This is a genomic window from Pseudosulfitobacter pseudonitzschiae, from assembly GCF_900129395.1.
In the GTDB taxonomy this organism is placed as follows: Bacteria; Pseudomonadota; Alphaproteobacteria; order Rhodobacterales; family Rhodobacteraceae; genus Pseudosulfitobacter; species Pseudosulfitobacter pseudonitzschiae.
In genome coordinates, this window is sequence record NZ_FQVP01000012.1 from 22,059 (window position 1) to 43,930 (window position 21,872).

General features: G+C 62.9%; 21 protein-coding genes. 9 read left to right on the forward strand and 12 right to left on the reverse strand.

The features are described from left to right. Positions 1–28 precede the first annotated feature (28 nt). Together BUC08_RS21785 and BUC08_RS21790 are read right to left on the reverse strand one after the other, a co-directional pair. Positions 29–1,255 carry an acyl-CoA dehydrogenase family protein gene (locus BUC08_RS21785; protein ID WP_037929921.1) on the reverse strand — a complete coding sequence of 409 codons (1,227 nt, stop codon included), beginning with the start codon at positions 1,253–1,255 and terminating at the stop codon, positions 29–31. Between the two features lie 16 nt (positions 1,256–1,271). Next, positions 1,272–2,384, reverse strand: a complete 1,113-nt coding sequence (locus BUC08_RS21790; RefSeq protein WP_037929918.1) for an acyl-CoA dehydrogenase family protein — start codon at positions 2,382–2,384, stop codon at positions 1,272–1,274. Between the two features lie 323 nt (positions 2,385–2,707). Here BUC08_RS21790 and BUC08_RS21795 point away from each other — a divergent pair, with 323 nt between their 5' ends. Continuing rightward, positions 2,708–3,190 (forward strand): MaoC family dehydratase, encoded by a 483-nt coding sequence (locus BUC08_RS21795; RefSeq protein WP_037929914.1) that lies wholly within the window; start codon positions 2,708–2,710, stop codon positions 3,188–3,190. Between the two features lie 106 nt (positions 3,191–3,296). Continuing rightward, positions 3,297–4,115, forward strand: coding sequence for an IclR family transcriptional regulator (locus BUC08_RS21800; protein ID WP_073194533.1), 819 nt, complete (start codon positions 3,297–3,299; stop codon positions 4,113–4,115). A gap of 33 nt (positions 4,116–4,148) precedes the next feature. Here BUC08_RS21800 and BUC08_RS21805 read toward each other — a convergent pair whose 3' ends face one another. The 4 genes from BUC08_RS21805 to BUC08_RS21820 form a co-directional block, all read right to left on the reverse strand. Next, a complete protein-coding gene (locus BUC08_RS21805; RefSeq protein ID WP_037929910.1) occupies positions 4,149–5,297 on the reverse strand; it encodes an acyl-CoA dehydrogenase family protein in 1,149 nt (382 codons plus the stop codon). Continuing rightward, positions 5,294–6,352, reverse strand: a complete 1,059-nt coding sequence (locus tag BUC08_RS21810; protein ID WP_037929907.1) for an acyl-CoA dehydrogenase family protein — start codon at positions 6,350–6,352, stop codon at positions 5,294–5,296. The genes BUC08_RS21805 and BUC08_RS21810 overlap by 4 nt, the downstream gene beginning before the upstream one ends. Continuing rightward, positions 6,352–7,782 carry an MmgE/PrpD family protein gene (locus BUC08_RS21815; RefSeq protein WP_037929905.1) on the reverse strand — a complete coding sequence of 477 codons (1,431 nt, stop codon included), beginning with the start codon at positions 7,780–7,782 and terminating at the stop codon, positions 6,352–6,354. Before BUC08_RS21815 ends, BUC08_RS21810 begins: the two co-directional genes overlap by 1 nt. Positions 7,783–7,945: 163 nt before the next feature. Further along, complete coding sequence (locus BUC08_RS21820; protein WP_037929902.1) at positions 7,946–8,158, reverse strand: hypothetical protein; 213 nt, start codon at positions 8,156–8,158, stop codon at positions 7,946–7,948. A gap of 456 nt (positions 8,159–8,614) precedes the next feature. On the opposite strand from BUC08_RS21820, the gene BUC08_RS25055 reads away from it, so the two are divergent. The 5 genes from BUC08_RS25055 to BUC08_RS21845 all read left to right on the forward strand — a co-directional run bounded on the left by BUC08_RS25055 (position 8,615) and on the right by BUC08_RS21845 (position 13,854). After that, a complete protein-coding gene (locus tag BUC08_RS25055) occupies positions 8,615–8,938 on the forward strand; it encodes a hypothetical protein (RefSeq protein ID WP_224556213.1) in 324 nt (107 codons plus the stop codon). A 164-nt stretch (positions 8,939–9,102) separates the two neighbouring features. Beyond that, positions 9,103–10,041 (forward strand): CoA transferase subunit A, encoded by a 939-nt coding sequence (locus BUC08_RS21830; RefSeq protein WP_037929899.1) that lies wholly within the window; start codon positions 9,103–9,105, stop codon positions 10,039–10,041. Next, positions 10,038–10,805 carry a CoA-transferase gene (locus tag BUC08_RS21835; protein ID WP_037929896.1) on the forward strand — a complete coding sequence of 256 codons (768 nt, stop codon included), beginning with the start codon at positions 10,038–10,040 and terminating at the stop codon, positions 10,803–10,805. Before BUC08_RS21830 ends, BUC08_RS21835 begins: the two co-directional genes overlap by 4 nt. Positions 10,806–10,848: 43 nt before the next feature. Then, positions 10,849–11,820, forward strand: coding sequence for a TAXI family TRAP transporter solute-binding subunit (locus BUC08_RS21840; protein ID WP_037929894.1), 972 nt, complete (start codon positions 10,849–10,851; stop codon positions 11,818–11,820). Positions 11,821–11,910: 90 nt separating this feature from the next. Then, positions 11,911–13,854 (forward strand): TRAP transporter permease, encoded by a 1,944-nt coding sequence (locus tag BUC08_RS21845; RefSeq protein WP_224556211.1) that lies wholly within the window; start codon positions 11,911–11,913, stop codon positions 13,852–13,854. A gap of 88 nt (positions 13,855–13,942) precedes the next feature. Here the strand turns inward: BUC08_RS21845 and BUC08_RS21850 are convergent, their stop codons facing one another. The 6 genes from BUC08_RS21850 to BUC08_RS21875 are packed head-to-tail and all read right to left on the reverse strand — an operon-like array spanning position 13,943 to position 19,266. After that, positions 13,943–14,347 (reverse strand): Zn-ribbon domain-containing OB-fold protein, encoded by a 405-nt coding sequence (locus BUC08_RS21850; RefSeq protein ID WP_037929891.1) that lies wholly within the window; start codon positions 14,345–14,347, stop codon positions 13,943–13,945. A gap of 4 nt (positions 14,348–14,351) precedes the next feature. After that, positions 14,352–15,524 (reverse strand): acetyl-CoA acetyltransferase, encoded by a 1,173-nt coding sequence (locus BUC08_RS21855; protein WP_037929887.1) that lies wholly within the window; start codon positions 15,522–15,524, stop codon positions 14,352–14,354. A gap of 46 nt (positions 15,525–15,570) precedes the next feature. Continuing rightward, the gene (locus tag BUC08_RS21860; protein WP_037929884.1) at positions 15,571–16,713 is read right to left on the reverse strand and encodes an acyl-CoA dehydrogenase family protein; all 1,143 of its coding nucleotides are present in this window, start codon (positions 16,711–16,713) and stop codon (positions 15,571–15,573) included. After that, positions 16,710–17,210, reverse strand: coding sequence for a MaoC/PaaZ C-terminal domain-containing protein (locus BUC08_RS21865; RefSeq protein ID WP_037929881.1), 501 nt, complete (start codon positions 17,208–17,210; stop codon positions 16,710–16,712). The genes BUC08_RS21860 and BUC08_RS21865 overlap by 4 nt, the downstream gene beginning before the upstream one ends. A gap of 2 nt (positions 17,211–17,212) precedes the next feature. After that, entirely contained in the window at positions 17,213–17,878 is a 666-nt protein-coding gene (locus tag BUC08_RS21870; protein WP_037929878.1) for an acetate--CoA ligase family protein, read from the reverse strand. Further along, positions 17,875–19,266 carry an acetate--CoA ligase family protein gene (locus BUC08_RS21875; protein WP_037929875.1) on the reverse strand — a complete coding sequence of 464 codons (1,392 nt, stop codon included), beginning with the start codon at positions 19,264–19,266 and terminating at the stop codon, positions 17,875–17,877. The genes BUC08_RS21870 and BUC08_RS21875 overlap by 4 nt, the downstream gene beginning before the upstream one ends. A 182-nt stretch (positions 19,267–19,448) precedes the next feature. Here BUC08_RS21875 and BUC08_RS21880 point away from each other — a divergent pair, with 182 nt between their 5' ends. Both BUC08_RS21880 and BUC08_RS21885 read left to right on the forward strand, forming a co-directional pair. Then, a complete protein-coding gene (locus BUC08_RS21880) occupies positions 19,449–20,663 on the forward strand; it encodes a CaiB/BaiF CoA transferase family protein (protein WP_037929872.1) in 1,215 nt (404 codons plus the stop codon). A 31-nt stretch (positions 20,664–20,694) separates the two neighbouring features. Next, positions 20,695–21,861 carry an acyl-CoA dehydrogenase family protein gene (locus tag BUC08_RS21885; protein WP_037929869.1) on the forward strand — a complete coding sequence of 389 codons (1,167 nt, stop codon included), beginning with the start codon at positions 20,695–20,697 and terminating at the stop codon, positions 21,859–21,861. Positions 21,862–21,872 lie beyond the last annotated feature (11 nt).

Below are 21,872 nucleotides of genomic sequence, written 5' to 3' on the forward strand. Positions count from 1 at the left end.
TTTATTCCGGCGCGACCGGGCGGTAAGCCTAAAGTTCCGAGAATGGCGCGCTCTTATCCACGCGAATGTCGGGCGGCAGCCCGAGAATGCGTTCGCCGATGATCGTGCGCTGGATCTCGTCCGAGCCGCCGGCGATGCGGTTACCGGGGGCGGTCAGATATTCGTTGCGCCACCGCGCGGTATCGTCTCCAGCTTTGACCGAAATGCCCGCCGCCGTCCCGGCCAGTTCCATCCCGAAGGCGCCCATCTCCTGCCGCAGCTTGCCCAGCAGCAGCTTTCCGATCGAACTTTCCTCACCCGGAGCCTCACCGCGCGAAAGCGACGTCATGACCCGGTAAGAGGTGAATTCCAGTCCGCGCTGCCGCGCGACGAAATCGGCAATACGTGAGCGCACTTCGCCGTCTTCGATGGCCGGGCGTCCGTTGCGTTCGACACGGGTGGCAAGGGCGATCAATTCCTCCGCGCGGGCCCCGCCGCTGGCACGCCCGACCGAGATGCTGAACCGTTCGTTCATCAGCGTCGTCAACGCCACCTTCCAGCCTTCGGATTCGCCGCCCAGGCGGGCGCTGTCCGGTACGCGCAGGTCGTCGATGAACACCTCGTTGAAGCTGGCACCGCCCGAAATCTGGCGGATCGGACGGGTTTCGATGGCCGGATCTGACATGTCCACAAGGAACATGGTCAACCCCTTGTGCTTGGGCACCTGCGGGTCTGTGCGTGCCAGAAGGATGCCGTGGCTGGAATAATGCGCGCCCGAGGTCCAGACTTTCTGGCCGGAGATCACCCAGTCGTCCCCGTCGCGCCGCGCACGGGTGCGTATGCCTGCCAGATCAGATCCGGCAGCGGGTTCGGAAAACAACTGACACCAGATATCCTCTCCGGTCAGGGCGCGCGGAAGGACCGCGGCTTTCTGGGCCTCGGTGCCGTGCATCATGACCGTCGGCCCGACCAGTCCGATGCCGATCAGGAAGGCGTTGGGCGGTACGGCATAGCGTCCTTCTTCCTGATTCCAGATCACCTGTTCGATCGGCGTCGCATCGCGTCCGCCGAAGGCGCGCGGCCAGGTCAGTCCGGCCCAGCCCGCTTCGGCCTTGCGGGCCTGCCAGTCGCGCGCCCGCGCGACCTCGTCGGCGTCGCGGGCCATAAAGTGATCCTGAGCTTTCTCGCTGCCGTCCCGCAGGGTTGCGTTGGCATCCAGCCAGCTCCGCGCGTCTGAGCGAAAGGTAGCTTCTTCGGGGCTGTCGCTAAAATCCATGTGTCTGATTTCCCTGTCAGCTTGCGGCCCGTAGAGGTGTCGCCAGATGCCCGAGCAGCCGCTCGCGCCATATGGCCGCCGTGCCAAGTTCGGCCTTCAACTGCCAGCCACGCCGCAAGAACAGATGCGGGTCGGCCGCCCATGTGAATCCGATACCGCCGTGCAGCTGGATCGATTCCTCAGTGGCGAATTGCACGGCATCGAGAGCGGTGAGGCGCGCGACTGCGGCCGCTTCGGGCAGTCGACTGTCACCGCTCGCCAGCGCCCAGGCACCGAAGAAGGCATTGGACCGCGCCAATTCAATTTTGGCGAACATGTCCGCGAGCCGGTGCTTTACCGCCTGAAACCCGCCAATCGCACGCCCGAACGCGTGCCGCTCGCCGGCATAGTCCGTGGTCAGGGCAAGGGCGCGCTCCGCTAGGCCGATCTGTTCGAAGGCGGCCAGCACTGCGGCGCCGTCCAGCAGCCGCCGGATCGCCGCAGGGTCCGAGCCGGGCAGCAGCTCGACCGGCGCGTTGTCGAAGTCGATTCTGGCCGCCGGACGTGTGCGGTCGATCGGGTCGAGCGCACCGATTGTCACGCCCGAGCCGGAAAGATCCGCAAGATAAAGACGCGGCGTGCCTTCCTCATCGGTCGCAGCGACAAGAGCGTGGGTCGCCTCGGCACCGAACGTGACCGGCGCTTTCTGTCCCGAAAGACGATCCTGCACCACTTTTGCCGATACGGTATCGGGTGCGAGCCCGCCGCCCTCGGCAAGCGCCGTGGCTATGATCGTGCGGCCTTTGGCTATGCCGGGCAGAAGCGATGTGCGCTGGTCTTGCGTTCCGGCGGATTGAAGGGCCGGAACCGCCATACACAGGGCCGGCAGGTAAGGTACTGCGGCCAGACTGCGACCGATTTCCTCGGCAAGGATCGCCAGTTCCACCGCGCCCATCCCTGCGCCACCCTCCGCTTCCGATATGGCGAGGCCAAGCCAGCCGCCATCGGCCAGTACGGACCAGGTGGCCGTATCGAACCCGTCGGCGCCGTCGAGCCGGTTGTGCGCGCTCTTCAGGGTGGCGTGATCGCCCAGCATCCGGGCCAGTGTTTCGCGTATGGTATCCTGCTCCTCGGAAAATCCGAAATTCATGCCGGAGTACCTCCTTGCAGTTGTGAAGATCGAGTGGGTGTTGGCCGACGGTAGGTTGGCTATCGGGCCTGACCAAACACTAACGCCCGGTGGTCGTGCGAAACCACATATGTGCAATGTCGCATCGAGAACGGCGAAACGGACCGCCAAACCGGATTCATCACGGATGTGCTTGATTCGAGTGCGCCCCACAAAAGTGGCCGCTTCGATTGATTAGTCTCGCTGTTGCACCTTAACCTGCGGAAAGCGGGGAATGTTCAGGTCGCGGGACTGGCGTGGCCGTACCTTCGCACCAGATGGGACTCGACAGGAGAAAGAGCGGCATGGAAACTGTGGGCCTTGGATTTTGTTATGAAGATTTGCCGGTGGGGCGCGAATTTCGGACCATCGGCCGTACTGTGACCGAAACAGACATCACGAATTTCGTCAGTGTCACCGGCATGCTCGAAGTGTTGTTCATCAACAGCGACTTTCGCGAAAAGGAATCCAATATCGACGGCTTCGCCGCCCCCGGCGCGCTTGTCTATACCTTCATGGAGGGTCTGCTGACCCAGTCCACGATGCAACACACGGGCTTTGCCTTTCTGGAAATGGAGCTGAAGGTTCTGGGGCCGACCTTCGCGGGGGACACGATCCATTGCGAGGTCGAGGTCATCGAGTCGCGCCGCTCGAAGAGCCGGCCGAACCGCGGCCTGGTTCGGACCCGGAACAGGGTTTTCAAACAAACCGGGGAGCAGGTGCTGGACTACACGCCCCTGCGGATGATCAAGGCACGCACGGCGGACAAGGAACCGGGAGAGGACTAGACCTTTTTTGGTACGCTGCGCAGGTCCGATCCCGGCCGAATATGGGTGGACTGCCGCTTTGGTTTTGCCAATACCTTGTCGCATCGCGAAACTGGAGGCGTCGACCATGAAAACCGCGCAATCTGACGGAATTGGATCTGCCGGACGCACATCGGAAGGGCCACGGTCGCTAAACCGCATTCTGTCGCTTTTCGATCTGCTCGCGCAAAGCAACCGGCGCATGTCCCTGTCCGAACTCAGCAGCGCGCTGGATTGCCCTAAGAGCAGTTTGCTGGTGCTGCTGCGCCCCCTCACTGAAATGAGTTACCTGATGCGCGAGAACGACGCGTATTTCCTCGGGCCACGGATTTTTCAGTTCGCCCAGTCCATCCTGGCCAACCACCCGTTCGGGTCGGTCCTGCGCGGGGTAATGAACGACCTCGTCAAACAGACCGGCGAGACGGTCCTCTACGCTGTTCGCGATGGCGATCGTGTGGTCTATTCGTCGGTCATCGAAAGCCCGCAGCCCGTGCGGTACGTGGCCCAGACGGGAGTCGACCGGCCTTTGTTCTGTTCGGCATCGGGTCTTGTCATGCTGGCCTATGACACCCCAGAGGAGCTTGATGCCTACTTCGAACGGACGGAACTGACGCCGCTTACCGGCAATTCGATCACCGACGAAAACGCATTGCGGCACATGGTTTCGGAAATTCGTGAAACCGGTTACGCCAGAACGGTCGGTACGGCGCATGTCGATGCAGCGGGCTTCGGAGTTCCCGTGTTTCGTGCCGATGGAAATCTCGCAGGGGCTTTGGTGATCGGCGCGCCGCTGGAACGCGCCGCCCGGAACCGGAAACTGTGCGTGACAGCGGCCAAAGCGAGCGCCGAACAGCTTTCTCTTGCGCTAGGCTATCGTCCGGACCAGACCGGAACTGCCCTGAATTAGGTGCGCGCCGATCCGTCCGGTCGGACCCCTTCGTTACCGCAGGCCCAACCCGCGTGCGATGATGCCGCGCAGGATCTCGCGGGTGCCCCCCCGGAGCGAGAACGACGGCACCGCAAGTTCGGTATAGGCCAGCACCGCCGCATAGCTGTCGCGTCCTCCGGGCACGGCCGGACGTGAAATCAGGCTTCGGGCCAGACGCGGGATATCCTGCTCGAAGAGCGCGCCGAGATCCTTGACGATGGCGGCCTGAAGCGCGGGGTTCTTGCCCACGTTCAGCATCCCGGCGACCGAGCGCGACATTTGCCGCAGCACCATCAGATGCGCGGACAGGCGGCCGATCTCGGCCTGTTGGGCCTCTGTGGCGTCTTGCCGCAGCAATCGGATCAGTTCCTCGATCAGGGCAAAGGACGACAGGAACCGTTCCGGTCCGCTGCGTTCGAAAGCCAGTTCGCTCATGACTTGTGACCAGCCCTCGCCCTTTTCGCCCAGAAGCGCGTCGGATGGCAGGAACGTGTCATCGAAAATCACCTGATTGAAATGATGCTCTCCGGCCATGTCGATGATCGGGCTGATCTGGATATTCTTCGTGGCCTTGAGGTCGACCAGAAGCTGGCTCATCCCGCCGTGGCGGTCGTCGCTCTTGCCGGTGCGGCAAAACAGGATCATGTAATCGGCCACATGGGCGTAGGTCGTCCAGACCTTGGTGCCGTTGACGCGGAAACCGCCCTCGACTTCGGTGGCGACGGTGCGCGTCGCCGCGAGGTCTGAGCCGCAATCGGGTTCGCTCATCCCGATGCAGAAACACAGCTCGCCCGCAGCGATGCGCGGCACGATCGCGCGTTTTTGCTCTTCGGTTCCCTTGGCCAGAATCAGAGGGCCACTTTGGCGGTCGGCGATCCAGTGCGCGATTACCGGCGCGCCGGCGGCCAGCAGTTCTTCGGACACGACATAGCGTTCCAGCGCGCTGCGCGCGTGGCCGCCGTATTCCTCGGGAAAGGTCATACCGACCCAGCCGCGTTGCGCCAGCTTGCGCGAGAAGTCCCGGCTGAACCCGTTCCATGATTTCGCACGCTTCTCGGGCGAGAAATCGGCCAGTTCCTCAGCCAGGAACGCGCGGACCTCCTGGCGCAGGTCGTTGTGATCGGCGCCGGACGGGGGCGGGGGGAATGCGGTGAGTGTCATGTCAGAACGCCTTGTGCAGTGCTGTCGGTGATGAAGTGCCAGAAAGTGTCGTGGGGGCTCGACAGGGCGGCACGCCCCAATTCCCTGTTCCAGTCCAATTCGGTGCCGAACTCGTCTTGCCAGCTCCAGATCCGTTTGGTGAAATGGTGCAGCGCATGTTCCTCAGTATAGCCGATGGCCCCGTGAATCTGGTGGGCCAGCGCACCGACCGTCTGCGCAGCTTCTCCGGAGCGGCTTTTGGCGGCGGCAACGGTCAGCGCGAAGGCGGCGGTGTCATAGCTGCCGGCCGCCATTTCGGCGGCCGCACGCGCCGCGGCGGTTTCTCCGGCCATTGTCGCGAGGTATTGTTGTATCGACTGAAACTTGCCGATCGGCCGCCCGAATTGCACCCGATCATTGGCGTATTCGACGCTCATCCGCAGGATAGTCTCCAGCGCGCCGGCCGTGGCCAGACTGCGGACAAGCGCACCAAGCCCGCGCATTCCGCCCATTGATCGGTACGCGGGAGCGGCATCAGCGTCCGTTAGCGCAAGGTCGACCGCAACATCGTCGCGCGGCATCCCGGCGAGATCCTGCGCCGGGGTGACTGTCAGATCCTTGACCGGCAGGGACAGAACATGGTTGACGCCGTCCAGCGCGGCGATGGTCACGATCCGGTCCGCCCAGCGGGCAAAAGGCACCATCGCCAGGTGACCGCTCGCATGGAGAGCACCGCCGCGCCGTTCCAGCCGCAGCGCCGCGTCCTCGGCGATGGTCAGCCTGCCGCGGGGCAGCGCCAAACCCGCGCCCGCCAGCACCGCATTTGCAATCAGTGTTTCGGCCAGAGGCAATGGCAAGCCGTGCGCACCGGCAACGCGCACCAGCCCAAGCGCCTCGGCGGCGGGCACGCCGAAACCGCCAGCCTCTTCGGGCACCAGGGCCATGTGCAGCCCGGCCTCTTCGATCCGGGTCCAGAGCGTCTCGGGGCATTGCCCGGCAGCGGCATCCGCGCGCAGGCGATGGTGGACATGGTCGCGGAAAAGCCGCTCGGCCATGTCATGGATCATTGATTCCATCAGGTGGTCCTTTCAAAAGGTGCTTGGTTGGCGGCAGCAGCGCCCTGTCCCGGTGTTCTGTTCCGGGACCGGTCCGATTTGCCATCGGGGGTCGCCGGATCGCGCAGCGGCGGCAGATGAAGACGTGTGCGCAGTTCCTTACGAAACGCCCCGGTGGCGGGTGGCGTGCCACCGTTCTTGCGGTATTTCTCAAGACAATCGGCGATCTTCTCACCGATCTCGGCGGGACTTGCCGGGTCTGCGGGCGAACCGGGATGCGCCGCGACCGAGGTTTCGGCAAGGGTTTCGTTCCCCCTGCGCAGGCGGACATGGACCGCTCCGTGGTCCACACCGACGCGATCCGGTCCCGCGTCCGGTTTGGTTTCGATGATTACCATGCTCATGAGACGGCGGATCTCGGGGCGGTGAGGACTGTCGTCCTCGAAATCCGCAAGCCCGACCCGGCCCTGATGCAAGGCTGCCGACAAGGTATAGGCGGCGCAGAACTTGGCTTCTGTTCCATCGTTGGGATCAACGATATGCAGGGGCAGCATGACGCCCTTTGGCACTGTCATTTCGATCACAGAGCCATCGGGCACCGCGTTTCCTCCGCGTTGGGCGTAAAGGTGCCGCCCTGCGGCGATCATCCTGTGGGTGAGATAGCAGCAGGGATAAAGCTTGCGTGACACGCTGCCGAGATCAATTCTTGGCTCCACCTTGGCAGGGTCGGCAGCAAGCCCGTCCGGACCGGCATAAAGATCGAAGAATCCGCGCGGCGCGAAAATATCGGGTGCGGCGGTGATTCCGGCCTCGGCCATGCGGGCGGCCCGCACCCCGACGAGGGCAGCATTGCCGGCCTGGATCGGTTTGGCCATCGCGCCGAAATTGATCTGCAATCCACCGGCCTGCGATGCGGCCAGCGCCAGCGCGTTGCCGGTTGCCGCTTCGTCGAGGGCAAGCTGATGCGCGACCGCCGCCGCAGCAGCTACAGCCCCGATCGTCGATGTGGCGTGCCAGCCCTTGGCGTAGTGACCAAAGCCCAGAACCTGACCCAGCGCCACATTGACGGCTGTTCCCACCGCAAGCGCGGGGCCGACGCGGGCGGTCGTCTCGGGTCGAGCCTCTGCCATGGCCAGCAGCGCGGGCACCAGCACTACGCTGGGGTGGGTGACGCTGAGGGTGTGGACATCGTCGAAATCCAGCGCATGACCGGCAACGGCGTTGAGGAACGCGACCCGTTCGACGCCGCGCTCTCCGACGGAACCCACCGGTGTTGCGGCCTCGTCCCCGTCAAGTGCCGCCAGCCGGCGGACCACCGGCGCGTGCCAGCCGCCGTAGATAACAGCCACCGTATCTTCCACGCATAGCGCGGCCTGCTCGGCATTTGGCGTGTCCAGCCGATGCCGCGCGGTGATGAACCGCGTCAGACGGCGGGTGAAATCGCTGACCATGTCCTGATCCTCTCTGGTACTGCACATTGCCCCAAGTCAGGAGGTGCTATCAATTCAGATGACCCCCTTTTCGCACATATGTGTTGAACTGGGCTATCGCGTTGTGATCCCCGCAGGGTTAAAGCAGCCGGACGGCCATCCTTCATCTGAACCCTTTTGGAGATCAAACGCCGGACGTGTCGGAATAACGTTGAAGCGAAGCGCAACTGCGGTTGGGGATGTCTGCGCGAATGGTCTGGAAGGCAAAGGCGCATTGCGGGCCGCAGCGGATGAAGCTGGCATCCAGAACATCGCAGCCCGACCAGCGTGTCCGGAACTGGCGCAGCTTTGCAGGCAGGCCAAATGCCTCGTAACAGCGGGTGCAGATGCCGTCCATTGATGCTCTGAAACGGCCCGCCGCACGAAACCCGGCTGGCCGGGGTGCTTTTTCTTTGGGGGGGGTTGTTCGACTCGGTCGAATGGTGACGTCCGCCGTCGGCGCGCGGCAGGGTTGCGCCCCTGACCGGGGCCTTGCCGGGCTGGGCCTGTTGGTCGGTCGTAGTCGTTGTGGGTCATATCCTTATGCTGGGTGGCATCGTCGTGATACTGGACAGAGCGACGGAATACAGTTTCCAAACCGTCCTGATTACCATCGTGCCGGTTTATGCCCTTCTCTGGTCGGGTCTGCCGGCAGCATTTCCGACACGTCGCGACGGTTCGTGAAACGGGCACCGGGATTCGCGACCGAAATGAGCGTTACCGCTTCGGCGGGGTTCATCGGCCTTGTCGCACTTTAGGTCGTCCCGTCGAATGGATTGCCGACCCTCTTGGCTGGATCGCAACGCGGCCTGACGTGACCGTTGTGCTGTTGATCATGACGGTATTCCTGACGGGGCTGCTGGGTATGCACCCGATGATCTCGGTGGTGTTGCTGGCGGAAGTGGTCATTCGCATCGGCGTGGATGGTTTGTCACCCCTTGCTCCGGGCCTTGCGCTGGCCGGTGGATGGAGCAGCATCATTTGTATGAGGCTTGCCATCACCGCCGTCGTTTATGCGTCTTCCATCGTCAGGGAACGGCCCCTGACCATCGGTTTGAGATGGAACGGGCTGTTCGGTCTGGTCAGCATCCTTCTCATTGCTCTCATTGTCGTCGGCAGGCCCGCTCTGATGTCCTGATCCTGCGCCATGCGCCCTGCGCGGCCAATCGCACATATGTGTTCGATCACCTCCGTCACATCCCGGAAGGTGCTGGATCGCGTGCGGTCGAGTACAGTTGTTCTGCGAAAACTCCCCGGCGGTCGGCCCGGTAAAACAGCAGCATCGGAGCGACGTACCGAACAATGGAAGGCCAAACGACACTCACGCGCCGCAGCAAGGTCACGGGGCTGCAGGACGCAGCGCGCCGGGCCCGGGACGCTTTGCGGGAACGTCCGGACCTGTGCCTTGGCGGGCTGTTCAAGCAGGGCAGGCCGGTCGCTCTGGTGCGCGGGCTGCTGGCGGTGGGGGCAAAGGGCCTGCATATCTATTCCTCGCCCGGTGCGGGCTATGACGTCGATCTGATGATCGCGGCGGGCGCGGTCGAGCAGGTGTTCATTCCCGGCGTCACGCTGGAGAACCGTCTTTGCCCCAATTTCAGAAGCGCGGTCGAGGCGGGGCAGGTGACTGCCCATGCACTTGATGCCTTGACCGTAGTTGGGGGGCTGATGGCGTCGGCCCACGGTGTGCCGTTTCAGCCGATCGACGCGCTGCGGGGGTCGGACGTGCTGAAGCACAATCCGCTGATCCGCGAAATCGACTGTCCGTTTTCGGGCCGCCGCATCCACGCCGTCGGACCGATCCGGCCCCGCGTGACCTTCCTGCACGCGCAGGAAGCCGACCGCTGGGGGAACCTGCGCCATCTCAGCACGATGGTCTATGCCGATCAGCTGATGGCGCGCGCCTCGGACATGGTCATTGCCAGCGTGGACAGGATCGTGCCGGACGAGGTGATCCTTGATGACCCGTCACGGGTCACGGTGCCATCACACTATGTCGACGCCGTGGTCGAAGTGCCTTACGGCGCGCATCCCACCGCGAGCTTCCCCAATTACGCGATGGACGAGGATCATATCGACGCCTACGCCGATCTGGGCGACGCCGCCCGGGCCGGCGACCGCGCGGGGCTGGATGCCTACATCGCGCGCCATGTGACCGGGCCTAAAGATCAGGAAGACTATATCAAAACAGTCGGGGGCGCAGAATATCTCGCGCAGCTTAACGCGGAGACGCGGAAAGGATGAGTGCTGCGATTTCCCCCCTTGAGCAGATGGTCGTGGTGCTGGCCCGCGATCTGGCCGATGGCGAACTGGGCGCGGCGGGTGCTGCGGCCTTGGTGCCGATGGCGGCGATCGCACTGGCGCGCGAACTGCACGCACCCAACCTGACAGTCGGCGGAGAGATGTTCTTCAACCCCGAGCCGGGACGGCTCTATCCCTCTATGCTGGACGACCGCGCTTTGGGCCGCTGCGAGGCCGCAGAGACGTTCATCGAGCTGTTCGGCCACAGCCATCACGGGCTGGAATTCTTCTTTCACAGCGGGTTGCAGCATGACGCCTATGGCAACATCAACCTGCATCACGTCGGTGGCACGCTGCACGCGCCCAAGGTGCGCGGACCGGGGGCGGCCAACCTGTCCTACTGCCACACTTCGACGCGGTTCTACATCTGCCCGACGCTTCATACGACGCGGAATTTTGTCGAAAAAGTAGATTTCGTCACCATACCGGGGCACCTTTCCGGCCCCGAGGCAAAGCGCGTCGCCGGCCTGACCAACGAAGGGCCGCGGTTCGTAGTGACACCCCGCGCGGTTCTGGATTTCGACCCGGCGACGCTGCGGATGCGACTGAAATCTGTCCACGCGGGCCATACGGCCGCAGAGGTTCAGCGCCACACGGGGTTTGACCTTGGGATCACTCAGAACGTGCCGCAAACGCCGCTGCCAACAGAGGAGGAACTGACGGCTCTGCGTGAGCGGATCGACAAGACCGGAACTTTGCGCGCCTGACGCGCAAGTACGGGTAATTCTGAACAACAACTGGGAGGAAGACATGTTCAAACGCAAAACAATCGGAAGCAGGGGGGCCATCGGCACCGCAGTGGCGCTCAGTGCCCTTCTTGTGGGCGGCGCGGTTTCGGCCAAAGACCTTACGATGGGGACCACGAGCCCGACGTCCAGCCACTTTACGATCTCGGTCGCGATGAGCAAGGCGATCGAGACCGGTATGGAGGATACCACCGTCAACGTGATCGAAACCGGCGCCAGCGTGGACAATGTTCTGCGCCTCGCGCGGGATGAAATCGATCTCGGCCTTGCCACCACTGACATTCTGATCGCTGCCCGAAACGGAACCGGCAAGTTCGACGGAAACGCCATTGCCGATACGGTGGCGCTGTATCCCTACAGCGCGTCGGTGCTGCTGATTGCCGCAACCGAAGCATCGGGTGTGGCCACGCTTGACGATCTGGATGGCAAGAAATTCAATCCAGGTATTCGCGGATCTGCTGCCGAGAACCTGACAACCACCGTCCTGTCGATGTTCGACATCAACGCCGACCTCGTGCACGGAGCCGTCGGGGACGCGGTGGAAGGCATCAAGAACCGCCAGATCATCGGCTACAGCAAATACGGGGCCGCAAACTCTGTCGATGCGACCTTGCAAGAGTTGATGACCAGCACAGAGATGCGGTTGATCGGATTCTCCGAAGAGCAGGAAAAAGCGGCGACACAAGCCATGGAAGGCGTCGGTTTCACAACCCTTCCCGCAGGCCTTATTGCGGGGTCCGAGGAGATGCGGGTGCCCAAGCTCAACGTCTTTTTCCTGACACGCACCGGCGTCATGGACGACGACACGGCCTATGACATCTCGCGCAGCATCCACCAGAACATGGACCTGCTGGTCGAGGCCTGGCCGCAATTGGCGGAGTACGACATCGCCGCCGATGCCGTCGCGACGATGGAGGCCGGTATCGTCTATCATCCGGGCGCGGCGCGCTACTGGAAAGAAGCCATGGGTAACTGATTCCGCACTGCGGACGGTCACGCTGCCGGTCGGAAGGACCGGTCGAGTGGGGCGCCATTTGCGCCCCGCCGCCTGAAAGGGAACACGACAATGAGACACTCATCGGCCGAGGCTTCGCCCTGGCAACGGCGCGGAACACAGGCGCTCGGCGCGCTGTTTGCGGCATTTGTCGCTTTGCATTTCTACAATGCCCTGTTCGGACAGTTCGAACCGCTGGTTCAACGACCGATCTTTATCGGCTTCGGTCTGGGCGGTGCGTTTTTCCTTTACGCCGCGCGTGCAGCGCGGACCGGCGGTCGAAACGGGCTGGAGCGGACCATCGACATCACGCTCGGGCTGCTGGCCTTTGGCGTGTGCCTCTATGTGATCCTCAACCGGGATCGCTTTTCCGACATCATGGTACAGTACGGGCCGCTCGACAAGGCGGCCGGGTTGCTGGCCGTCTTGCTGACGCTCGAAGCGGCCCGGCGGGTGATCGGGTGGTTCCTGCCCTTGCTGGCACTGATTACCGTTCTTTATTATTACTTCGGATACGATCTGATCGACGGGGGCTGGCGCCCGCCGCGCGTTTCGGCCCGCACGGCGGTCGAAACCTTCTACAGCTCGACCACCGGTATTTTCGGCTATCTTGCGGATGTCGGCGCGCGGGTCATCACGATCTATGTGCTTCTGGGGGCATTGCTTTTGTCCACCGGGGCGACCGACGTGTTCATGAAGATGGCGACATGGATCGCCGGGCGCACCTTCGGCGGCCCTGCGAAGGTCTGCGCGCTGTCCTCGGCGATGTTCGGGACGGTGACCGGATCGGCGGTGGCCAATGTGATGGCGACGGGGTCGATTACGATCCCCACAATGAAGCGGCTGCGCTACCCGCCGGCCTTTGCCGGCGCGGTCGAGGCGGTTGCGTCTTCCGCCGGTCAGTTGACCCCGCCGGTGATGGGGGCGGGGGCCTTCATCATGGCTGAGTTCCTGAACATTCCCTACACCCAGATCGCTGTGGCAGCGATGGGCCCGGCGTTTCTCTACTACCTCGCGATATGGCTCGGAGTGGACCTTTATGCACGCCGCACGGGCCTTCAGCCCACACCGAAAAACGAAATGCCGAAACCGGCGGATTTCCTGGCACCCGACAAGGCGATCCCGCTGTTCCTGCCTATCGCAACGGTGGTCTATTTCCTGTTCCAGGGCTACACGCCAAGCTTTGCCGGTGCCGCGTCGATCATCGTTTTGATCTTGGCCTGTGCAGCCGTGCGCCCCTTTGGCCGCGACACACGGGAGCAGGGGCTGAAGGCATGTTGGACCGGGTTGGCCCGCGACGTTTACGAGGGGATGGTCGAGGCCGGTCGCGCGCTGGTGATGATTGCCGCGTTGCTGGCCTGTGCCGCGATCGTCGTCAAGGTTCTGACAGCGACGGGCGCGGGGGTCAAAATCTCGAACCTGCTGTTTTCAGTGTCCGATCAGGGCCTGATCGTTGCCCTGCTGCTGGCGGCTGTGCTGTCGATCGTGCTGGGAATGGATGTGCCGACCACGGCCTCTTATGTTCTGGCGGCGGCGGTTGCAGCACCCAGCCTTGTGCGGCTTGGCCTGCCGGAACTGACGGCGCATCTGTTCGTCTTCTACTACGCGATTCTGTCAGCCATCACGCCGCCGGTCTGCGCCAGCGTCTATGCCGCCGCCGCGCTGGCCGGGGCCAATTTCTGGAAAGTTGCCGGTCGTGCACTGGTGCTTGCCGGGGCGGTTTATGTGGTGCCCTTCCTGTTTGTGTTCAGACCGGGCATTCTGGCGCAGGGCGGGACCGGTCAGATCGTTCTGGATCTGGGCGTGGCAAGCGCCGCCGTCTTTGCGGTCAGCGTCGGGTTGAGCGGTTACTTTCGGGGAACGCTGTCCATACCTGGGCGGGGGGTGTTTCTGGCGTCGGCTGCCTTGCTGTTCTATGCCGCGCCGATGGCCGATATTATCGGTGGGCTGGCATTGACCGGTCTGATCGTTTGGCGGTTTATGCGCGGAGAGCGGCAGACCCTCAGCACCGGGTGACGCCACTGCTCTTTCAAAGAACGGGGCCGCCGCAAAATACCTGCGGCGGCCCTTTTACGATTGGTTGCGCGGACCTGTGCCTGCTGTCTCAGGTCATCCTGAAGTAGGGAAAGGTGATCTCGTCGCTGGCTTTCACGAAGGTCACTTCGACCTTGGCCCCGATATGCACTTTCTCCGGGTCGTCGGTCTGGATCCGGCTCATCATCCGCGGGCCTTCTTCCAGCTCGATCAGCGCGACAACATAGGGAACGTCGTCAGCAAAGGCCGGGCCCGCCGGGCGGCGGGCGACGGTAAAGGTATGCACCTCGCCCCGCCCGCTGACCGTATCGAAATTCAGATTGTCGGAATGGCAATGCGGGCAGATCGCCCGTGGATAGAAGTGATGCTTGCCACAATCGCCGCATAGCGGGATGTCAAGGTGGCCCTCATGCGCGGCCTGCCAATAAGGGGCGCTGTCGTGGTCGATCACCGGAAGCGGTTGTTCAGTGCTCATCGGCTCAGTCCTTTTGCAAAATTACAGTCGCGCCAGAGGACAGCGTGCCCCCGGTGCCATGCACCAACGCGGTCTCGGCTCCCGCGACCTGCCGGTCGCCACAGACGCCCCGCAACTGGCGGGTGGCCTCGATCAGCAGGAATATCCCGTACATGCCCGGATGCAGCGCGGACAGGCCGCCGCCATTGGTGTTCATCGGAAAGGCGCCGCCCGGCGCCGTGCGTTGGCCAGAGACAAAATCGCCGCCTTCGCCGATCTTGCAGAAACCCAGCGCCTCCAGCGTCAGCAGGACCGTGATGGTGAAACTGTCGTAGACCTCCACCACGTCAATGTCGGAATGGCTTACACCGGCCATTTTCATCGCGGTTTCGCCGGCCTTTTGCGCCGGCAGCAGACGGGCAAGGTCGGGCATCTCTGCGATGGCCCAATGGGTGTGCGCCTCGCCATAGCCCTTGACCGCAATGGGTTTGGTCCTGAGGTCCTTGGCGCGTTCGGCGGTGGTCATCACGATGGCGCCCGCGCCGTCGGTGACAAGGCAGCAGTCGAGCAGGTGCAGCGGTTCCGAGATCATCGTGCTGGACAGAACGTCGTCGACGGTCAGCGGATCGCGCCGTGTCGCTGCAGGGTTCAACTGTGCCCATTTCCGGGTGGCAACGGCAATCTCGGCCAGATTCTCGGAGGTCGTGCCGTATTCGTGCATGTGACGTTGTGCGGCCATCGCGTAGCCACCCACAGGCGTTGGCATCCCGTAAGGGGTTTCGTGCTGCATCGACAGAACTGAGGGACGCCCGCCCAGATTGCGGCTGCGCAGGGATTTCTGGTCGGAGCTGTAAACGATCAGCGCAACCTCGCAATAGCCCTCGCGCAATGCCATCGCGGCGTGGGCGACATGCGCTTCAAAGGCAGAGCCGCCGATATTGGTACCGTCAACGTAGGTCGGCATGATGCCCAGATATTCGCCCAGCGTTACAGTGGCGAGCTGTCCCGGCCCCGGCACCCCCCACATGCCGGCGGTCAGCAGACCGTCAACATCATCAAGCGTCAGGCCGGCTTCTTCGACGGCGGCCTTTGCCACCAATGCGGCATGGCCCAAGACCGACGCCTTCGTGACGAATTTCCCGTCCTCGATAGGCGCGTCGGCAAGGCCGACGATCACCGGATCGCGTCCGTTCTTCATAGGTTCTTTCTCCCTGTTGTCCCGTCGTTCCGATGCGGTCCCGACGTCAGTTCGGGCGCATGGTCTTGGCGATCAGCGTGCGCTGGATCTGCGATGTCCCGCCGCCGATGGTGCTTTGCATTCCTTCGCGGAAATACCGTTCCATATCCGCGTCCGGCAGCATGGAATGACCACCGAGGATCTGCATGCCGTTGCGTGTGACGGTTTGCAGGGTCTCGGAGGCAAAGAGCTTTGCCATCGACACTTCGCGCGTGCAGGGCGTTTTGGCCGCGGCAAGGTTGGCGGCACGATAGACCAGCAACCGCGCGGCGTCGACCTGGGTCTGCATATCGGCCAGCATGTGGCGGATCACCTGAAAGTCGAAGATCGGCTTGTCGAACTGTATCCGCTCATGGGCATAACGCAGAGCGTCGTCCACCGCTGTCTGGGCGTTGCCGACATAGGCGGCGGCCACGGCGACGCGTTCCAGTTCCAGATGGTCGGTGATGATTTTCCAGCCTTCGTTTTCGGTCCCCAGCAGCGCGTCGGCGGGCAGTTTCACATCGTCGACAAAAATCTCGGTGGTGCCCGTTGCGCGCCGCGCCAGGGTCGGCAGCTTGCGGATGTCCAGCCCTTCAGCGTCGTTGGGGATCAGGAACACCGAAAGCCCTTTGTGCTTGGGGGCGTCGGGGTCGGTGCGGGTCAGCATGGCCAGAATCGCATTGTCGGCCTTTGCGCCCGAGCACCAGAGCTTTTGCCCCTTTACCACCCAGCCATTGCCATCACGCCGCGCGCGGGTCTTGGTTGAAGCCGCGTCCGACCCGGCGCCGGGTTCGGAAATCGAAATCGAGAAGCGGATGTCGCCATCAAGGAACGGCTGGATGTAGCGCTCTTTCTGTTCGGGCGTGCCGAATTTCTCGATGTTCATCGCGGTGAAGGTGGCGACCATCAGACCGGTGGAAAAATCGAAACCGTATTTCGCCAGCCCCTCGCACATCAGGGCGTAATCCACGATATCGCCGCCCAGCCCGCCGCTTTCCTCGGAAAAGAGGATGCCAAGCCAGCCCTGCTTGGCGACCTTTTCGTAGGCCTCATAGGGGTATTCGCGCTCACGGTCGCATTTGCGGATGTAGTCGCGGCCGATCTCTTCGTCGATGAAACGCGCGACGGTGGTGCGCCACATCTCTTGTTCGGGTGTCAGAAAGTTCATGCGTTCTCTCCGTGTGTTTTGTCATGCGCGGCGCGGATCTTGGCGGGCTCTCCGGGGCGATCCAGACGTGTCTTGCGGATCAGCAGACTGAATTCGCAGCGCAGGACCGTTTCGTCGCGTTGGTTGATGCCTTCCAGCTTGCTGGTCACGACGCCGTGCTTTTCGTCATGGTCCTTCAGATTGACGATTTCCACGCGCGCCCAGAGGGTGTCGTTGATGAAGGTCGGCCGCAGAAAGCGCAGCTTGTCGCAGCCGTAGAAGGCGGCGAGCACGGAGCTGTCGAAGGGGATCATCGCATTGACGATGGAAAACACGAGGCTGCCCTGAACAAGACGCTGGCCGTAGATCGCCTCCTTGGCATGCTCAATGTTGGAATGCAGTTCAAGCCAGTTCCCGGTAAGCATGCAGAAATTAACGACATCGGTTTCCGTCATCGTTCGCCCGCTCGACACGCCGGTCTGGCCCAGTGACAACTCTCCGAAAGGGTGACGTATCACGTTTAACTCTCCTGTTCATCCGCGTTAGGTGACAACACGATCAAGGCATCGGCAGCGACCAAACCTTTCCCGTCCGCCCGAACCATCACAGGGTTGATTTCAATTTCCGAGATCAGATCGGCGTTTTCGGCGAAGAAAACAGATATGCGCGAAATCAGGTCCGCCAGGCCCCCCCGGTCGGCCGGTTCCGCGCCGCGCAGGCCAGCCAGCATCCTGGCGCCCGGACCCGAGCGCACCATAGATTCGGCGGTTTGTGGCTTTGCCGGAGCGAGCCGGATTTCGGCCGTGTCGATCAGTTCCACCAGAATGCCGCCGGGACCGGCCAGAACGATCGGGCCAAAAGTGTCGTCGCGTTTACAGCCGATGATCCATTCGGCCACGGACCCGTCTTCCATTTCCTCGATCAGCGTCGTGCCGCCCGGGAACCGTTGCGCCATTTCGGTGGTGGCTCGCTTCGCCTCTTCGGGCGAGAGCCCCAGCCGGACAAGGCCATGATCGGATTTATGCGGATAGTCGTCGTGACACAGCTTGGCGACACAGCGCCCTTCGGCGGGGTTGCGTTTTGGCACCGGTATGCCGATCCGCTGCAGCAGGTCCTTCGCGTCGGCCTCGTGCACCACTTTGCGCCCGGCACGGTGCCAGCTTTCCAGTGTTTCTCTGGGGGTCATGATACTTCTCCCGTCGTGGCTGCCAGCGCCGCAAGGCCCGACGCCGCCCGCGCGGGCGAATCATACACCGGAACAGCCCGTTCGCGCAGCGCCTCGCCCGAGGCATTACTGCGCGCAGCGCCGGTCCAGACGATCAGGATCGGCTTGCCGGTGCTGTCGAACGCTTCGGCCAAGGCTTCGATGAACTGTTGATCCGGCACAAATGTGATGATTGCGATAGCGATATCGACGCCCGGATCATCGGCAACGGCCTCCAGACAGCGACCCACATAGGTGGGATTCGCCAGAACCACGCCGGTCAGGTCGACCGGGTTCGAGACCGACCCGTAGAACGGCACATAGCGCGATAGCGCGGTCTGCGTCGCCTCGGCCAGCACCGGCACCTCGAACCCCGCGCTTTCGGCCAGATCGGTCATCTCGACGCCAAGCCCGCCGGTGACAGAGATGATGCCGACCCGGTTGCCGGCAGGCCGCCGCCCCGCGGCGAGCGCCGTGACGGCATCGACAGCGGCCACGGACTCGCGCGCGCGGATTACCCCGGTTTCACGAAACACCGCGCTGATCACCCGGTCGTCTCCGGCCATCGCGCCGGTATGCGACTGGACCGCGCGCGATCCGGCGCGGCTGCGCCCGCCCTTGACCGCAACGACGTGTTTGCCTGCCTTTGCCAGTTGGCGTGCAACTTCGACGAACCGACGCCCGTCGCGCAGTTCCTCGACATAGCACAGAACCACACGCGTCTGCGGGTCGTTTCCCAGGTAGTCGAGCAGATCTGCCGCCGTCAGATCGGTTTCGTTACCGCTGGAGACGATGGCATTGATCCCCACGCCGCGTTCGCCCAGGCGCAGCGCCATAAGACCCGCAAGCGCGCCGGATTGGGAGATTATCGCTACCGGGCCGGGGCGGAGGTCGTTGAACATGGGGCTGAAGGTCAGTTGCAGGTCCGACGCGGGGCGCACCACGCCTTCGCAGTTCGGTCCGACCAGGCGAAAGGGTGCGTTCTGCATGATCCTGCGCAATCGCAGTTCGTTTTCCTGCCCGTCTTCCCCGGCTTCCGAAAACCCCGACGTCACCCCGACCACGACTTTGACATCGAGCCGCGTGCAGTTTTCCAGCGCATCAAGTGCAACACCGACCGGGGTGGCCAGAACGACCACGTCAATCGGACCGTCGATCTCTTCCAGGCTGCGTACAGCCTCAAGGCCCTCGATCTCGCCGCCCGAAGGGTTCACCGGGATGATCCTGCCGCGATAGCCGTTGCTCTTCAGCAGCGCCAGCACGGCTTGTCCGAGCTTGCCCCTGGTGCGGGACGCCCCGACCACGGCGATGGTACCCGGATCGAACAGACCGTCCAATGCCTGTGCAACCGTGCGTCGGCGCTCAGCCATTCGATTCGTGTCTAACTCAACCATTTCTTCCTCCGTCAAGTGAAAACGTCGTTGCCTTTTCCAAAGATCTAACGGGCGTTCGATTATTCTCGCAATGTATTTCGGTTCCGGGGAGACTGAGAGCGCTGAACCTAGAGGTTGGGGCTTGACGACCGGGAAATGACAATCTGGGAGACGACCGAATGAAGGTAAAAGACGGGCCGCTGAGCGATCTCAGGGTGATTGAACTGGGGCATGTGATTGCCGCGCCGATGTGCGGCGCGCTGCTCTCCGATTTCGGTGCCGAGGTGATCAAGATCGAACGACCGGGGCAGGGCGACATGCTGCGGGTTCTGAGCGCGCGCGCCAAGGATGGTGTAGGTGTCTGGTGGAAAACACTGGCGAGAAACAAGCGGCTGGTGGCGCTGGATTGGAAGACCGACGAGGGCCGCGAGGTTCTGCGCCGCCTGGTCGAAAACGCGCAGGTTCTGATCGAGAACTTTCGCCCCGGTGTGCTTGAAAGAGCGGGATTGGCGCCGGAGGTCTTGCATGAATGGAACCCGGATCTGGTGATCGTGCGGATCTCGGGCTATGGCCAGACCGGGCCGCGGTCCTCCTGGCCCGGTTTCGGTCGAGCCGGCGAGGCCATGAGCGGACTGGCCAACATGACCGGCTTTGCCGACAACGCACCGATGCACCCCGGCTTTCCGGCGGCAGATTCAACCACTGGCCTTATGGCGGCCTACGGCGCGATGATGGCGCTTCATGCGGTGCACAACGGCAGCGCCCGGGGGCAGGTGGTGGATCTGGCCATCTTCGAGCCGCTGTTGCGTCTGATCGACTATCACGTTCCAACGCGGACCGGCGCGGGCCTGCCGGTTGATCGAAACGGGCTTCAGGCTCCCAACGCCTACGCCCCGGCGGGCGTATTCCGCGCTCGGGACGGGAAGTGGGTCACGGTCAGCGCAGGCAGCGCGGCGACCGGGCGACGCCTATTGGAAGCCGCGGGCGGACAGGAATGGGCTGAACAGCCGCAATTCCAAAGCTTGGATGGCTTTGCGGATCATACGGAAGAGATCGTCGACCGGCTCGGCGCATTCGTGGCACAGCATGACGCGCAGAAAGCGATCGACATCTTCAAGTCCCACGATGCCGTGGCGGCGATGGTCTATGACGTCGATGACATCCTGGCCGATCCGCAGATCGCGGCGCGCGGCGACATCGTTGGGGTCGAGGGAGACGACACGAGGGTCGTCGGACCCGTGCCAAAGCTGGACAAGACGCCGGGACGATTGCGCTGGCTCGGACGCGGCGAACTGGGGGCCGACAGCCGTGCGGTGCTGGAAGAGCTTGGTTTCGACCCCGAACAGATTGCCGCGTTGATTGATAATGGCACGGTTGGCGAGCCGGACTCCTGATCGGGGTCCGCGAGAATGAAGGAGAAAAATCATGACCTATCAAATGACATCGGAGCAGCAGGGAATTCGGGACGCGATCTTTCGGATTTGCGAAGAGTTCGATGATGAATTTTGGCTAGACCGGGACCGCGAGGGTGGATTCCCGCACGAATTGCATCAAAAGTTGGCCCGCGATGGCTGGCTGGGCATCGCCATCCCCGAAGAGTACGGCGGCGCCGGTCTGGGCATCGTCGATGCGGCCATCATGATGCAGGCCATCGCGGAATCAGGGGGCGGCAACAGCGCGGCCTCGGCGGTGCACATGAACATCTTCGGACTCAATCCCGTTGTCAAATTCGGCACCGACGACCAGAAGAAAAAGCACCTTCCGCCGCTGGTGGCCGGCGCGCAACGGGCCTGTTTCGGCGTGACCGAACCAACCACCGGCCTGGACACGACCAAGCTGAAGACCCGTGCCGTGCGTCAGGGCGACCGCTATGTCGTGCACGGGCAGAAGGTCTGGATTTCGACCGCCCAGATTGCCGACAAGATCCTGCTCTTGGCGCGTACCACGCCGCTGGAAGAGGTCAAGAAACCGACCGAAGGCCTGAGCCTGTTCTACACCGATCTCGACCGGACATTCGTCACGGTGCGCGAGATCGAGAAGATGGGCCGCAAATGTGTCGATTCAAACGAGCTGTTCATCGACGGGCTGCCGATTCCGGCCGAGGATCTGATCGGCGAGGAAGGTCAGGGCTTTCGCCAGATCCTGCACGGGTTGAACCCCGAAAGGGTTCTGATTGCCGCCGAAGCAGTTGGCATCGGGCGCAACGCGCTGCGCCGCGCTGCGGATTACGCCAATGAGCGTGTCGTGTTTGGCAGGCCGATCGGCCAGAACCAGGGTGTGCAGCACCCCTTGGCCGCCTGCTGGGCCGAACTGGAAGCGGCCAACCTCATGGCAATGAACGCCGGCGCGCTTTACGATGCTGGCAAGCCGTGTGGAAACGAAGCAAATGCGGGCAAATACCTGGCCGGCGAAGCGGCGGTGAAGGCGACGCAGACCGCGCAGCTGACATTCGGCGGTTTCGGATATGCCAAGGAATACCATGTCGAGCGTCTGGTGCGCGAAGCCATCCTGTTCCGCATCGCGCCGGTCACACCGCAACTGGTGTTGTCGTTCATTGCGGAGCACGCGCTTGGCCTGCCGAAATCCTATTAATACGAACATCA